The sequence below is a fragment of the Mucilaginibacter corticis genome, assembly GCF_007558865.1.
Lineage (GTDB): Bacteria > Bacteroidota > Bacteroidia > Sphingobacteriales > Sphingobacteriaceae > Mucilaginibacter > Mucilaginibacter corticis.
Genome location: NZ_VLPK01000004.1, coordinates 21,173 through 36,306 on the forward strand (window position 1 = coordinate 21,173; position 15,134 = coordinate 36,306).

Annotated in this window: 18 protein-coding genes; 10 read left to right on the forward strand and 8 right to left on the reverse strand. The window is 42.8% G+C overall.

Annotated elements, in window-relative coordinates; genetic code table 11:
* Positions 1–73 precede the first annotated feature (73 nt).
* Positions 74–871, forward strand: coding sequence for a phosphatase PAP2 family protein (locus FO440_RS18690; protein ID WP_144249826.1), 798 nt, complete (start codon positions 74–76; stop codon positions 869–871).
* Positions 872–873: 2 nt separating this feature from the next.
* Here the strand turns inward: FO440_RS18690 and FO440_RS18695 are convergent, their stop codons facing one another.
* Entirely contained in the window at positions 874–1,158 is a 285-nt protein-coding gene (locus FO440_RS18695; protein ID WP_246104270.1) for a SemiSWEET transporter, read from the reverse strand.
* A gap of 47 nt (positions 1,159–1,205) precedes the next feature.
* Positions 1,206–2,900: an amino acid permease gene (locus FO440_RS18700; protein WP_144249828.1), complete on the reverse strand. Its 1,695-nt coding sequence runs from the start codon at positions 2,898–2,900 to the stop codon at positions 1,206–1,208.
* A gap of 75 nt (positions 2,901–2,975) precedes the next feature.
* On the opposite strand from FO440_RS18700, the gene FO440_RS18705 reads away from it, so the two are divergent.
* Positions 2,976–3,632, forward strand: coding sequence for a phosphatase PAP2 family protein (locus FO440_RS18705; RefSeq protein WP_144249829.1), 657 nt, complete (start codon positions 2,976–2,978; stop codon positions 3,630–3,632).
* Here the strand turns inward: FO440_RS18705 and FO440_RS18710 are convergent.
* Together FO440_RS18710 and FO440_RS18715 are read right to left on the reverse strand one after the other, a co-directional pair.
* Positions 3,629–4,294: a hypothetical protein gene (locus FO440_RS18710; RefSeq protein WP_144249830.1), complete on the reverse strand. Its 666-nt coding sequence runs from the start codon at positions 4,292–4,294 to the stop codon at positions 3,629–3,631. The two genes, FO440_RS18705 and FO440_RS18710, sit on opposite strands and share 4 nt — an antisense overlap.
* A gap of 154 nt (positions 4,295–4,448) precedes the next feature.
* Complete coding sequence (locus FO440_RS18715; RefSeq protein ID WP_144249831.1) at positions 4,449–6,149, reverse strand: M3 family oligoendopeptidase; 1,701 nt, start codon at positions 6,147–6,149, stop codon at positions 4,449–4,451.
* A gap of 200 nt (positions 6,150–6,349) precedes the next feature.
* Here FO440_RS18715 and FO440_RS18720 point away from each other — a divergent pair, with 200 nt between their 5' ends.
* Positions 6,350–6,880 carry an SRPBCC family protein gene (locus FO440_RS18720; protein WP_144249832.1) on the forward strand — a complete coding sequence of 177 codons (531 nt, stop codon included), beginning with the start codon at positions 6,350–6,352 and terminating at the stop codon, positions 6,878–6,880.
* Between the two features lie 47 nt (positions 6,881–6,927).
* On the opposite strand, the gene FO440_RS18725 is transcribed toward FO440_RS18720, so the two are convergent.
* The 4 genes from FO440_RS18725 to yihA form a co-directional block, all read right to left on the reverse strand.
* Positions 6,928–7,854 (reverse strand): NAD-dependent epimerase/dehydratase family protein, encoded by a 927-nt coding sequence (locus tag FO440_RS18725; RefSeq protein ID WP_144249833.1) that lies wholly within the window; start codon positions 7,852–7,854, stop codon positions 6,928–6,930.
* A gap of 166 nt (positions 7,855–8,020) precedes the next feature.
* Positions 8,021–8,623 carry a Crp/Fnr family transcriptional regulator gene (locus FO440_RS18730; RefSeq protein WP_144249834.1) on the reverse strand — a complete coding sequence of 201 codons (603 nt, stop codon included), beginning with the start codon at positions 8,621–8,623 and terminating at the stop codon, positions 8,021–8,023.
* A gap of 3 nt (positions 8,624–8,626) precedes the next feature.
* Entirely contained in the window at positions 8,627–9,508 is an 882-nt protein-coding gene (locus FO440_RS18735; protein WP_144249835.1) for a UbiA-like polyprenyltransferase, read from the reverse strand.
* Positions 9,509–9,608: 100 nt separating this feature from the next.
* A complete protein-coding gene (gene yihA, locus FO440_RS18740) occupies positions 9,609–10,232 on the reverse strand; it encodes a ribosome biogenesis GTP-binding protein YihA/YsxC (protein WP_144249836.1) in 624 nt (207 codons plus the stop codon).
* 201 nt (positions 10,233–10,433) lie between these two features.
* Between yihA and FO440_RS18745 the strand changes: the two genes are divergently transcribed.
* The 7 genes from FO440_RS18745 (at position 10,434) to FO440_RS18775 (ending at position 15,114) form a co-directional block, all read left to right on the forward strand.
* On the forward strand, positions 10,434–10,928 hold the full coding sequence (locus tag FO440_RS18745) for a VOC family protein (protein ID WP_144249837.1): 495 nt from the start codon (positions 10,434–10,436) through the stop codon (positions 10,926–10,928).
* Between the two features lie 81 nt (positions 10,929–11,009).
* Complete coding sequence (locus tag FO440_RS18750) at positions 11,010–11,507, forward strand: GNAT family N-acetyltransferase (protein ID WP_144249838.1); 498 nt, start codon at positions 11,010–11,012, stop codon at positions 11,505–11,507.
* A 4-nt stretch (positions 11,508–11,511) separates the two neighbouring features.
* Positions 11,512–12,003 (forward strand): MarR family winged helix-turn-helix transcriptional regulator, encoded by a 492-nt coding sequence (locus tag FO440_RS18755; RefSeq protein ID WP_144249839.1) that lies wholly within the window; start codon positions 11,512–11,514, stop codon positions 12,001–12,003.
* An 18-nt stretch (positions 12,004–12,021) separates the two neighbouring features.
* Positions 12,022–12,510, forward strand: a complete 489-nt coding sequence (locus FO440_RS18760; RefSeq protein WP_144249840.1) for a GNAT family N-acetyltransferase — start codon at positions 12,022–12,024, stop codon at positions 12,508–12,510.
* Between the two features lie 306 nt (positions 12,511–12,816).
* A complete protein-coding gene (gene ubiE, locus FO440_RS18765; protein ID WP_144249841.1) occupies positions 12,817–13,548 on the forward strand; it encodes a bifunctional demethylmenaquinone methyltransferase/2-methoxy-6-polyprenyl-1,4-benzoquinol methylase UbiE in 732 nt (243 codons plus the stop codon).
* On the forward strand, positions 13,545–14,279 hold the full coding sequence (porT, locus tag FO440_RS18770; protein ID WP_144249842.1) for a type IX secretion/gliding motility protein PorT/SprT: 735 nt from the start codon (positions 13,545–13,547) through the stop codon (positions 14,277–14,279). Before ubiE ends, porT begins: the two co-directional genes overlap by 4 nt.
* A 76-nt stretch (positions 14,280–14,355) precedes the next feature.
* Entirely contained in the window at positions 14,356–15,114 is a 759-nt protein-coding gene (locus FO440_RS18775) for an SDR family oxidoreductase (RefSeq protein ID WP_144249843.1), read from the forward strand.
* The last annotated feature ends 20 nt before the right edge of the window (positions 15,115–15,134 follow it).

The window sequence follows — 15,134 nt, forward strand, 5'->3', positions numbered from 1 at the left end:
AGTTATTAAACTCATATTATTTTAGTATTAATACAGATTGTAAAAAATAATTTGCAATTTGTATTAGTACTAAATGAAGAAGATATTATTAGCCCTTTTTTGCCTTATTTCTGTTGAAGCCGGTGCGCAGCAAATTGTCGACACCAGCAGGAGAAATTTGGGCGACACCATCAAAAAAGATCTTTTTACAGCGCCCGATACGGTAAAGCATCTGCACAGCAAAGCGGCGGCATTTGTGGTACCTGCGGCTTTGATCGGCTATGGCGCGCTATCTTTCGCGGTTCATCCTATCCGGCGGTTTGATTACTTTATTCATGATAATGTTACCGAGCATTATCCAACATTTCATTCGGTTTTAGAGAGCTATTTTCAGTTTTCGCCCATTGCGGCGGTATATGTTTTAAACCTGGCAGGGGTTGAGGGTAAAAACCGCTTTGTGGACAGGAGCGCGTTACTGGTATTGTCTTATGGGATAATGGCCGGTACCACAACCATAACCAAGCACCAGACACACCGGCTGCGGCCCAATAACGGTAATTATTTATCATTTCCGTCGGGCCATACCGCCACAGCATTTACCGGGGCCGAATTTTTGGCGCAGGAGTATTCTGAAAAATCTGTTTGGTATGGTGTCGCGGGCTATACGGTTGCCGCAGCGACAGGCGTTTTCAGGATAGGTAACCGCGACCATTGGTTTAGTGATACCGTTGCAGGGGCAGGTTATGGTATCCTGTCGACCAAATTGTCATACCTGATTTATCCTTATATCAGGGATTTTTTAACACATAAAGGCAAATCAGGTAAAACCGCTATGCTCATGCCGACTTACCAGGACGGTACACCCGGCTTATACTTAACTATGCAGCTATAGTTTTATTTGTACCTGATCTTGTAGACCAAAATGATCCCTGCAAATAAAAAAGTTATCGCGTTAGCAACAGCTACCGGCAGGCTGGGATACATAATGCCGTACATCAGCCATAAAAAAGTACCTATAGTAAACACCACGTACATGGACAGGGAAATACCCGAGGTGTCTTTTGTGCGGATGGTTTTTACCGCTTGCGGCAAAAAAGAAATGGTTGTGCTGAAGGCAGCTAAAAAACCTATGATCTCGATATAGTTCATAACTGATAATTGTGCGGAATATGGTTGCACAAATATAGTGTATTATTTACACTATATCATATTTATCTGTTTGTTTATCAGGCTTCTTTACCTAACTTACTGTTTTTGTAGCTATAGCTGAAATATATTACCAAACCTATTACCAGCCATATTAAAAAGCGCAGCCAGTTGGTGTAGCCTAACTGCGTCATCAGGTAAAAACAGCTCATTAAACCTAATACAGGTATCAATGACAGATTCTTTATAAACGCCAATACAGTTAATACCGCAGCCAGTATAATGAATAAAAACATCGGGAAGTTTTCGTGCGCGTTATCGCCGGAGAATAGCTCGATGATAGGTTTCCAAAATACTACCATGCCAATGATAAAAATCACCGGTACAATGTATTTTGAATTAACGTAAGGCAGGTGAAAACGCCCTTTATGGGCAGATTCTCTTGGCAGTAATAATACCCCCCCACAAACCAGTACAAACGCAAATAAGGTGCCTATACTGGTTAGGTCGGTTACTTCTGTTAAATTCATGAATAGGGCAGGCACCGCAACTACAAAGCCTGTAACAATAGTAGCAAATGATGGTGTATGATATTTGGGATGGATGCGTGAAAAAGCTTTTGGTAACAAGCCATCACGGCTCATACTCATCCAGATACGCGGCTGGCCTAACTGGAATATCAGCAACACGCTGGCGGTAGCCACTACCGCGCTGATGGATATGACATAGCTGATCTTATTTAAATGTACCTTGCCAAACACAAACGCCAATGGATCGGCAACCTGCAGGTCCTTATAATTTACCATGCCGGTAAGTACCAATGCCACCAGGATGTATAACACGGTACAAATAATAAGAGAATAGATCATGCCGCGGGGCAGGTCGCGCTGCGGGCTCTGGCATTCTTCTGCAGTGGTTGATATGGCATCAAAGCCGATATAAGCAAAAAACACACCCGAAACGCCCTTCATCACACCGCTAAAACCATTAGGCATAAAAGGGTGCCAGTTGGCAGGTGTTACGTAAAAGAAACCAATAATGATAACCGCTATAACAATAGCTATTTTTAAATATACCATGACATTAGTAGCTCTTTTTGTTTCACGAATGCCTACATACACCAGGTAGGTGATCAGTATGACAATACCCAAAGCAGGGATATTGGCTATTAATTTAAAATCTCCAAATCCCGGAGCTGTAGCCCAAGCCGCGGCCGATTGTTTCATGGCATCGGTTATTTGCGCTACATTGCCAGCGGCGGTTAGCTGCTGCACGTGTTCATGCGCCCTAAATGCCGAATAATAATCCATGGTTAAATACGCAGGCATGTGTATGCCGAAACCTTCTAACAGGTTTAAAAAATAACCGCTCCATGATATGGCTACTGCTATGTTGCCTATGGCATATTCCATTAACAGATCCCAACCAATTATCCAGGCGATCAGTTCGCCAAAGGAAGCATAGGCGTACGTATAAGCGCTGCCGGCAACCGGTATGCGCGACGCAAATTCGGCATAACATAAGGCAGAAAATCCGCAGGTAATAGCTGTAATAACAAAAAGGATACTGACAGCAGGGCCACCATAAAATGAGGCCTCGCCAATGGTTGAAAAAATCCCCGCGCCAACTACGGCGGCTATCCCCATGAGGGTAAGGTCCCTTACGTTTAGTTCTTTTTTTAGATGAGAGGCCGAGTGTTCGGAGTCGCTGAAACCGCTTGCTACGTCGGCTAATATTTTACTGATGGATTTTTTACGGAATATACTTTTCGACATTCTTTTTTATTTGTGTCCCAAACCCAAACATAACCATTTTTTTGCAGTGATTAAGTATATGCTTACTTTGCACCCATGAATATCGGAATAAAGGCTGTTTTATACAACGTACGTTTCTTTTTTATACCATATCTTATCCTGATAGCCGCCTGTTTGATCATCAAGCTAACCTTTACCCGCGAGGAGATCTACTTTGCGGTCAACGCCCGTTACAGCAACTGGGCGGATTGGCTTGCTCCATACCTTACCGATTTAGGCAACGGCTGGACGACTGTCGCGCTTTCTGCAATTATTCTGCTGTTTAGTTACCGTAAGGCATTTATATTGGCGAGCGCTTACGCGGTAACATCTTTATCGGCACAGGTGCTTAAATTTGCTTTTGACGCACCAAGGCCCAAGTTATATTTCCATGACCAGCTTTCACGTATCCATTTTGTTGCGGGTACGGATCAATTGAGTTTACATAGTTTTCCTTCGGGGCATACGGTTACCGCGTTTTCTACCGCAATACTGATCACCTATTGGTGTAAAAATAAAACCTGGGGATTGCCGCTATTGCTACTTGCCGCATTAGTTGGCTACTCGCGGATGTATTTGAGCCAGCATTTTTTTGAGGACGTAACAGCCGGGTCTGTTGTGGGCGTACTGCTAACCGTGATATGGATCTGGTGGGCAGAGAACTGGAAATTTTTAAAGTCCCCTAAATGGAATAGGGGACTGTTAAGCAATTAATCGTTTTCAACAAGTTCAAGTCTTCTTTTACGTTGTACATAAAGTACACCAAATACTATGACCAAAACACCTCCACCTATCAAGCCAACCATTAACACCGGCGACATGCCTTTGGCGTTTGATATATATTGGTCATGACGCTCTAATTCGGGCGAAAGCTTGATAGAGTTTACAAAAGCCTTATAATCGCCGGCGATCATGTCTTTACGGGCATTTGGGTAAACATACTCAAAAACATAGCTTGCCGCATTAGTGTATAACAGCACAATGTTCCTGAACTGGATATCGCCCTGGCCATTATCAGTTTGGAGCGTAAAAGCTTTGGCTTTTAATTTGCCTATTGTGGTATCACGAACAAACTGCGCGCTGGCGTTGCTTGATTCGTCTTGTATACTTTTTACGTTTTCTTTTAACACGTTATCAAGGTCGCGTTCTTTTTGTAAAGGCGCGGTGTTTTTAGCGTTAGGGGTACGCATTACAACCACATAACCCAATGGCGAATTAGAAGAAAATATCTGCTGGCCCAAAGTATCTGTTTTTTGATACGTTGCGGGTAATGATACAGTAACCTTACTGTCAATTGCTACCGGTTTTAAAGCCTGGCTAAAGCCGGAAACGGCAGCCAATATCAATGTTGCGGAAATTAAAAATATCTTTTTCATACCCATAACTGCCCTAAAACCGTACCAAAAATTGATTTATGGGCGTTTTATGACATTGGTATAGGCAAGCCCTATAAACAAAAATTGCGAAGTTTTTAAAACTTCGCAATTTTGAAAAATATTTATATAAATGTGAATTACAGGTAGTTGTGAATTATAACTTTGCTATTTCGCCTTTAATAAAGTCGGCAAGTTCTTTTACGTAAGCGGCGCTAAAATCAAATTTAATACCCGCGGTTTCGTAAATTTCTTTGATGTTTTTGGTGTAACCTAATTTTAGGGCACTCAGGTATTGCTCAAGCGCTTTCTCCGGGTTTTCTTTGTAGTTTTTATAAACCGCGATAGCACCCAACTGCGCGAAACCGTATTCTATGTAATAGAAAGGGATCTCGAAGATGTGCAGTTGTTTCTGCCATAAATTTGCTTCTGCTTCTTCAAGGCCGCTCCAATCGGCAAAGCCGGCGCCAAATGGCTCATAGATCTTTAGCCATGCTTCGGCACGTTCTGATGCCAGGTGGTCGGGGTTTGTATAGATCCAATGTTGAAACTGGTCGACAACAGCTACCCATGGTAATGTTTTTAATACGTCAACTAACTGGTCGCGTTTGGCGCGTTTCAGATCTTCTTCATTATCAAAAAACACGTTCCAGTTATCCATTGAGATCAGTTCCATCGACATGGAAGCCAGCTCAGCAACTTCCGACGGGCAATGTTTAAAGTCATTCAGTTCAAGGTCGGCAGTTAAAAAGGTATGTACCGCGTGGCCGCCTTCATGAACCATGGTAGTCAAGTCGCGGAAAGTATTGGCCGAGTTCATGAAAATGAAAGGTGCCCCGGTTTCTGAAAGCGGATAGTTATAACCGCCCGGTGCCTTGCCTTTGCGGCTCTCCACATCAAACAAGTTATTATCCTTCATGATCTCTAAACGCTCGCCCAGGTAACTGTTGATGTTGCGGAAACACTGGATAGATTTTTCGATCAGTTCTTCGCTGTTATTAAATGGTTTTAAGGCCGGTTTGCCTGATGTGTTCACATCCAGGTCCCATGGGCGCAAAGTTTCCAGTTTTAAAGCTTCTTTGCGCAGTTCGGCATGTTCGCGCAGGATAGGTACAATTTCAAGCTCAATAGCTTCATGAAAAGCATAGCAATCCTGTGGGGTATAATCAAAACGACCCAATGCCTGGAACATATAATCGCGGTAATTCTCAAAGCCGGCATTTAGGGCTACTTTATGCCTTAACACCCGCAGGTGATCAAACAGGTCATTCAGTTTTTCTTTTTCCTGCAGGCGGCGTGCTGTTATCTTTTCCCAAACTTCCTGGCGTTTGGCACGGTCGGTATCTTTTAAAAATACAGCGGCTTGTTCAAGAGTATATTCCTGCTCGCCCATGTGTACAGACATGCTACCGCTGATAGACTGGTACTTTTGCTGCTCCACCTGGATCTCGGTTTGTATCGGGATATTCTCTTCCCTGAACAGTTCCAGTGATTTTTTAATGCCGCGCAGGTAAACAAAATATTTGGCCTTATCTAATTGGTCAAGGTATGGGCTGTCCACCAGTTTTTTATTAAGTTCGTTACTATATGGGGCCGTTTTTGGCTCAATTTCGGTAGCGAAATATTGAAAGCTTTGCAATTTTTCTTGGCTGTTGGTGTCGCAGGTCATACGGATATAGCGCCAGGCAAAATCTTCTTCCAGGGCGGCTTCCAGTTCGCTGCGGTCATGCAGCCAGTGCTCTAATTCTTCAACAGAATTGATAGAACGTTCAACCAAATCCTTGTATAATGGTTCAAGTGTTTCCCATTTAATTTCAAGGTCGGCCGGAATATATGTTCTTGTTTTTTTGTGGATCATGGTATTTGATTTTAGTCCCGATAGTTATCGGGATGCTGATGTGCAAATGTGCAAATTAGTTGGGATGTGCGGAAACAGGAAGATGTAAAATTAACAGTGTGCGGGATTGTGCGCAGCCACAGGGTCCTCTGTCGAGAGACCCTGTGGGGACGATAAAAATATTTATATTTGGAGTAGGCCACCTTAACAAGTAAATCGAAATGAGTATCATAATCACAATCGTATCCATATTAGCGGGCATCATTGCCTTGATCATGATCATTGCCCTTTTTATGAAAAAAGGATATAAAACCTATAGTGAGATTATCATTAACGCGCCGCTGCCAAAAGCTTTTGACTATATAAAACAGATCAAAAACCAGGACAACTTTAATAAGTGGGTGATGGTAGACCCTGATATGAAAAAAGATTTCAGGGGAACTGACGGAACGGTTGGATTTGTTTACGCATGGAACGGAAATAAACAAGCAGGTGAAGGCGAACAGGAAATTAAAGCAATTACAGAAGGGAAAAATATTGAAATGGAAATTCGGTTTATAAGGCCTTTCGCAGGAATTGCTCAGGCAGAGATGACAACTGAATCCCTGTCGGATAATCAAACGAAAGTAAGCTGGAGTACTGCCAGTACCATGAAATACCCAATAAACATTATGCTACCCATGATAGTAAAAATGCTGGAAAAAGATATGGCTGCAAGCTTGACTATGTTGAAGAATGTTCTTGAAAAATAGTCCCCTCAGGGTCCTCTGCTGAAAGATCTTGAGGGGACCTAAATAACTTACCCCTTATACAAAGTCTCCGACATATGTTTCATACCATCCGTATAGCTGGTTGGTTTAAAGTTGAAAGCCTTTTCAAATTTGCTGCTGTCGAAAATATAGTCATTGCTGTACTGGTAATACATCTCAACAGAGCCCATGATCACTTTGTTAAATAAGCCGAGAAGGAACAGCAGCCATTTTCCTACCCTCATATATTTTGGCTTGGTTTTATAAGTATTGGCAGCTAATTCAATAAACTGTTTCCCGGTCATTACAGGCGCGGTTGGCAGGTGCCATACCTGGTTATCACTTTCAGGGTGCTGACCCAGCAGGTACATGGCCTTGCCCATATCGGGGATATAGCTAAAGTTGTGTAGCTTATTAGGATCGCCAAGCCATTGTGCGCTTTGTTTTTTGGCATATTTGTCTAACACCATCATATCAAAAAAGCTGTTCATGGAGTTGGTGCCGTAAAAATCTGCGGCGCGGGCAATGCTGGCCTGTATATTCCCGGCTTTAACCTCGTTCATTAGCATATCGGCAATGCCTGCGCGGATCTTGCCTTTCTCGCTGACAGGGTTGTAGGGTGTTTCTTCTGTCATTAGGCCTTTAACCAGGCCGTACATGTAAACGTTGTCGAAAAATATCAGTCTTGCCTTATTTGCTTTGGCGATGTTAATTACGTTCTGCATAATTACCGGCCACTGCTCGCGCCAGATATTTTTATCATAAACCAGGCCCGCACACAAGTATATCACTGTCGATCCAGCTGTGGCGGCCTGCAACTCGTTGTAATTAAGCAGGTCGGCTTTTTGCCAGGTGGTGGTTGGTTTGGCTGGAGTGATGGGTTTACGGCTTACAAGGCGTATGGTTTCGTTATTGTTTTCTAATTCGCGGGTTAGTGCGGTTGCTACAGGCCCGCCGGCTCCTAATATAGTATGCATGATCTTTCTTGTTTTAGTGTATAACAAAATTAGATCAGCATTGATGGCCAAAACGTTAACTTAAGATAAGAATTTTTGATATCGGATTTCGGATTTTCGATTTCGGATTTATCCTTACCTGCTTTGTCAATCAATAATTCCGAAATCACAATTCCGAAATCCGATATCACTTAGCCAAGATCAACCGCCTTCTTATCCGCGAAAGCGAAACCGGGGTAATGCCTAAAAAATTGGCTATGTAGTGTTGGGGCATGCGTTGCAATATTTCGCGGCCAGTGCTTAACAGGTTAAGGTATCGTTCTTCAGGGCTTTGGGTAATGAAAGATGCTACACGGTCTTCATAACAGCACAGGTAATGCTCTGCAATAAGGCGGCCAAAGCGTTCCATTTTATAGGCCAGCAAGGGGTTGTTCAGCATGGCATCCATATCTTTTTTGCTGATATTGATAAGGCGGGTATCTTCAAGCGCCTGGATATAGGTTAAGCTGGGCTGATTGGTAAGATAACTTTTATAAGAGCTTACCCACTCGTTCTCAAAGCTGAAATAGCCGGTAATATCCTGCCCGTCCTTAATATGGAAATAGCGTACCGAGCCGGTTACGATGAACGCTACCTTGTCGCATACTTTATCATAAGCGGCAAAATATTGTTTCTTTTTAAGGGTGCTGAAGGTAAGGTGCTGTGTAAAGACTATCCACTCGGCCTCGTTAAATACCACAAACTTTTCAAGAGCTTTTCTGAATATAACTAAGGCGGCCGAGCTATCCATGATCTATAATCTTATCCCCAAAAATAAACCATGCACCAGCAATGTCCTATCCAGTAAAAATAAACTGGCAAATACCACGCTGGCAATACCATTGGTGGTCATAAAGGCAAAGTTTACGCGGCTCAGGTCGTTTGGTTTTACCAGCAGGTGCTGGTAAGTAAGCATCACGCAAAAAAACAATATTCCTACATAATACAGTAAACCAACAGTTGTATAAATAGCGGGCAATACAATAAATACGGCTGATAAAATATGCAGTAATGTAGACAGTCGTAACGCGTTTACTTTACCCAAATAAGCAGGGATAGAGTGCAGGTTTTCATTGCGGTCAAAATCTTCGTCCTGCAGGGCGTAGATAATATCAAAGCCGCTCACCCAGCATAATACAGCTAATGAGAAGAATATCGGCAGCAAAGCAAATTCGCCGGTAACCACCAGATAAGCGCCGATAGGGGCAAGCGATAAACCTAATCCTAACACCAAATGGCAAAGCGCGGTAAAGCGTTTGGTAGCGCTGTAACCCAATACCACCAATAAAGCCACCGGCGACAGGTAAAAACAAATAGAATTGATAAACCAGGTGGTGCCAATAAACAAAAGGCAATTGGTTATAGTAAATATTAATGCCGATGTCGCGCTGATACGGCCCGCAGGTATATCACGTACCTTGGTGCGTGGATTTTTAGCATCAATATCCCTGTCCAAATAACGGTTAAATGCCATGGCCGAGTTACGGGCAAACACCATGCATAAAACCATCATCAGCAGTTTTTGCCATTCAAAAGCATGTTGAGTAGTAGTAATCGCCAAAAAAAAGCCGATAAAGGCAAACGGCATTGCGAAGATGGTGTGTGAGAAGGTTACTAATGATAGATATTTTTTCATTCTGTATGTAATAATGAATATCGAATTTTGAATCACGAATGTCGAAGTAGCACTTCATTATTCGTTATTCAAAATTCGTTGTTCGATATTGTTTTATTATTTAGTCAAATGTCTTATAATCAGGCACTTCAAAATTCTGGTTAACGCTACCGATAAACCCTAAGATCTCATCACGCCCGGTATGTTCTTCGGACGAGGTGATGAATACCTGAGGCACTTCATCAAATGTTTCAAGCAGAGCCCTTTTAAACTTGGCGATACTTTGATCTGTTTTTACGGTCGACTGCTTATCTGCCTTGGTAAATACCAACACAAACGACAGTCCTTTTTCACCCAGCCAGTTGCAAAACTCAATGTCTATTTTTTGTGGATCAAGGCGGCTGTCTACCAATACCATTACGCATTGCAGGCTTTCGCGCTTGTCCAGGTATTGTTGGATAAACTTGTTCCAGTCGGCTTTTTTGGTTTTTGAGGCACGGGCATAACCATAGCCCGGCAGATCGACAATATACCAGTTATCGTTTACCAAAAAATGGTTGATGAGCTGTGTTTTACCCGGTGTTTGCGATGTTTTTGCAAGGCCTTTTTTGCCGGTAAGCATATTGATCAGCGAGGACTTGCCCACATTTGAGCGGCCAATAAAAGCATATTCCGGCTTTACCGGCGGGGGTAGCTTGGAGATCTGGGTGTTGCTGCAAACAAATTCGGCAGATTTAATTACCATTTGGCAAAGGTAGTGAATAGTGATTAGAGGTTAGTGATTAGAGATTAGTTATTTAAAATTGATTTAAAGCTTATCATATAAATGTCAACATTAATCAGATATTTATGAATCAATACAAATGTAACTAAATTTAGATGTTTAAACATTTATTAGGATGTATTTATTACTAATCTCTAATCACTAACCTCTAATCTCTAAAATATGGCAGACTATAAAATCCCCGCACAAACCCGCATAGGACACGTACATTTAAAGGTTAGCGATCTGCAACGGTCAATTGATTTTTACTGCGGCTTGCTTGGTTTTGAAAAGATGCTGATGTACGGCGACCAGGCCGCTTTTATATCAGCCGGAGGTTATCACCACCATATCGGTTTAAATACCTGGCAAAGTAAAGGCGCGTCGCCTGCGCCTGAATATGCGCCGGGGCTGTTTCACACCGCCATATTATATCCTGAGCGTAAGGATTTGGCTGCGATCCTGAAAAGGCTCATCGACACCAAATATCCCATAACCGGCGCGTCAGATCATGGCGTGTCTGAAGCTATTTACCTTGACGACCCCGATCGTAACGGCGTTGAGTTATACTGGGACAGGCCGCACGAGGATTGGCCCCTTGATGCCAATGGCCAGCTGACTATGTACACCCGCAGGTTAGATATTGAAGGGTTGTTGGCACTTAATTCGGAAGCTTAAAATTGTAATTCCCATAAAAGATCAAATAAATTATAAAATATATGTAGTTAACTACATATATTTGTACGTAAATAATTTTTTATGGAAAATATAATAACTATCAGGCCAATTTATAATGAATATTGCGAACAGGTAATAGAGCTGATCTTATCTATTCAGCAAAAAGAATTTGGCTTAAGTATTACTATTGATCAGCAGCCCGACCTGCGTGACCTTGACGCTAATTACCACAACGGAGGCGGCACCTTTTGGGGCGCTTTTGTAGGCGAAGAACTGGCAGGTACCATTGCCTTAATAAATATTGGACATAACGCGGGCTGTATCCGCAAAATGTTTGTTAAAACAGCTTACCGTGGCAAGGAGTGGGGCACCGCGCAAAAACTGCTGGATGTATTATTGCAATTTTGTAAGGATAACCATATAAGCGATGTGCAATTAGGTACTGTTGAACCCCTAAAAGCCGCCCACCGGTTTTATGAACGCAACGGCTTTGAGCGGATAGCTAAAGAAGATCTGCCACCTTATTTCCCGTTGATGTTAACCGATACACTATTTTACCAGTTACATTTAAGCAAATAAAATTATGAGTGTAATAGACGACTTAGGTATATTAGCCATTGCCACCCGCATGCAGCGCCTTGCCGAAAGAATGCGCAAGGACGGCCTGTTGATCTACAAAGCGCACGGTATTGATTTCGAGCCAAAATGGTTCCCGGTTGTTTATACCCTGCATTTAAAATCGGCAATGAGCGTGGTCGAACTGGCTAACGAGATTGGTTACAGCCACCCATCCACCATCAGTTTGTTAAAAGAGCTGGAGAAATTAAAGCTCATCAGATCGGCCAAAGACAAAACTGACGAACGGAAACGTTTACTGCAGCTAACCGACAAGGGTAAGGCCCTGATCACACAAATGGAACCTGTTTGGCAGGTAATGATAGCCGCCACCACCCAGCTTATTGATACCCAAAATAACCTCATGAAAGCCATGGAAGAGGTTGAACAGCAGTTAGAGATACAAAGCTTTTACCAGCGCGCCAAAGTTATTATGGCCACTAACCAGGCTAAAGCCTGATTTTTTGAATATTATATCATGACAATAACCATAAGAAATATACAACCCGGCGATAACGTAGAATTAGCCCGGATCATCCGTGCATCATTAGTTGAATTTGATGTGCCCAAACAAGGGACGGTTTACTCTGATCCTACAACAGACAAATTATTTGAATTATTTGACACCACACCCGGCAGCTGCTATTTTGTAGCCGAAGAAGACGGCGTTTTGCTGGGCGGATGCGGTGTGTACCCTACTGATGGTTTACCAACCGGCTATGCCGAACTGGTAAAGCTATATCTGAACGCAGCCACCCGCGGCAAAGGCATAGGTAAATTGTTAATGGACAAATGTTTTGCCGCCGCTGCAGATCTGGGCTATACGCATTTGTACCTCGAATCTTTCCCCCAATTGTCTAAAGCGGTAAGCCTTTATGAAAAAACAGGCTTTAAAATGCTGGATCATGCTTTGGGTAACTCAGGGCATTTTGCCTGTACGATCTGGATGGTGAAGGATCTCGCCTGACGGCGCAGTGATTAGAGATTAGTTAATTAGAGATTAGTTCCGTCAAGTCAAAATTCAATTATCTGATATGCAATAATTTATAACTATTTTACCTATAAATTTACTAACTTATACGCTGGCTCATTTTGTCCCACTTGTTTTTAATAAAAATCTAATAATCAATAGTTTAAATCAAAATGCTGTCCCACTTGTCTCATCTGTCTCACACTCACGTGGGACAAAACACCACTACAATTTATCCCGAAAATCAACCGGTTACTTAACATCAATCTCTAATCACTAAATAACTATCTTTGCGCAATTACTATGAGCAAAACCGTTATCCCATACACCCAGGAGCAGGGCACCAAAAAAGAGCAGGTGGCCGATATGTTTAATAATATATCAAAAACCTACGATTTTTTAAATCACTTTATGTCGTTGGGTATTGATATTATCTGGCGCAAAAAAGCTATCAACGAGTTAAAGAAAGATCAGCCCAAACTGATCCTTGACGTGGCCACCGGCACAGGTGATTTTGCTTTCGAGGCATTGTCTATCCTTAATCCTGATAAAATTGTAGGGGTTGATATTTCGCAGGGGATGCTGGATATCGCCAAACAAAAAATAGCTAAGCGCAACCTAGGCCATAAGTTTGAAATTAAACTGGGCGACTCTGAAAAACTACCCTTTGATGCCGATGGATTTGACGCGGTAACAGTAGCCTACGGTGTGCGCAATTTCGAAAACTTAGAAAAGGGACTTGCCGATATCAACCGTGTTTTAAAACCGGGCGGTAAAGCGGTGGTGCTCGAGTTCTCAAAACCAAAGGTATTCCCGATAAAACAATTGTATAAATTCTATTTTAACTACATCACCCCGGGCATAGGTAAACTTTTCTCGAAAGATTCAAGGGCGTATTCTTACCTGCCCGAGTCGGTAGCCGCTTTCCCTGATGGCAAAGATTTTATTGCCGTAATGGACAAGGTTGGTTTTAAACATACCAAATGCAGGCCTTTAGCGTTTGGTATTTGTTCAATTTACACGGGCGTTAAATGATAAAACCTAAGTACCTTTTAGCTATACTGATGCTTTTTGCAGGTAACTGCCTGCTTGCGCAATCGGTACCAAGCTGGGGGGGCGGGGCAGATCAGAAAGATCTGAGCTTTGGTTTTAGCTTTAGCTATGTAAGCAACTACTTTAAAATAGATAAATCACCCAACTGGCGCGCGCCTTTTTTTGATACCGATGGTACACAGGTAACCAGCCCTTTAAAAACCATCAGCTCGCCAAACTCGCAGGGTTTCGCGGTGGGCTTCCTGGCCAGATACAGGCTTACAGATCACCTGGAAACACGTGTGGCCCCATCATTTGTATTTGCCGACCGTACCTTGAGCTATACTTTTGAAGATCCCTCACAAAATACCCTCAAAACAGTGCAGGCCACAACGCTTGATGTGCCCTTGTCGCTTAAACTAAAGTCTGACAGGATAGGCGATTTCAGGGCCTATGTATTAGGCGGTATCAAGTACTCGCAAAGCATCGGTTCAAAAGCAAATATCGACGCAAATACCGCGCCTATTGACAAGCATGTAAAAAATATCAGCGGCTATGCATCTTACGAAGCCGGGTTGGGCTGCGATATTTACTTCGAGTTTTTTAAACTATCGCCGGAGATCAAGCTATCCAACTCGCTGGGCAATGTTTTGATGCACGAAAATCACCCGTACTCGGCACCTATCGATAAATTATCGCTGCATACGCTGATGTTTAGCCTGTACTTTGAATAAAGGGCGGTTTTAAACTATAAAATATTTTATTCCCGATGAAAAAAACTAATTTCGCATTGGATACTATCGGATACCTATGGCTAAAATAGCACTGATTACCGGGGCCACCGCAGGAATAGGCGAGGCCTGCGCAGAATTGTTCGCACGCGAGAACTATAACCTGGTACTAACCGGCCGCCGGCTTGACAGGTTGGAAAAATTGGCCGGACGCCTTAATAAAAAACACAATACAGAAGTAGCGGTTTGTGCTTTTGATGTACGAGACCGCGAACAGGTGATCAGCAATTTTGAAAATCTGCCCGCAAAGTGGAAAAAGGTTGACGTACTGATTAACAATGCCGGCCTGAGCCAGGGCCTTGACCCCATACAAAACGGTAACCTTGACGATTGGGACACCATGATTGACACCAACATAAAAGGTTTATTATACGTAAGCAAGGTGGTATCGAACTGGATGATAGCAAACGGCAAGGGCCATATTGTAAACATCGGTTCCATTGCAGGTAAAGAGGTCTATCCAAACGGCAATGTATATTGTGCCAGCAAGCACGCTGTGGATGCATTAAATAAAGGGATGCGTATCGATCTGGTGCAGCATGGTATTAAAGTTACCGCCATACACCCGGGAGCTGTTGAAACAGAGTTTTCTGAAGTGCGTTTTAAAGGTGATAAAGAACGGGCCAAAAAAGTGTATGACGGTTTTGACCCGCTGATGGCCGAAGATATTGCCGAAACCATATGGTTTGTAGTATCGCGCCCAAAGCATGTTAACATAAACGACCTGTTAATTATGCCGACAGCACAAGCAAACGCTACTACGATAGTGAGAAAATAATTTGATGTGCAGATGCGTGG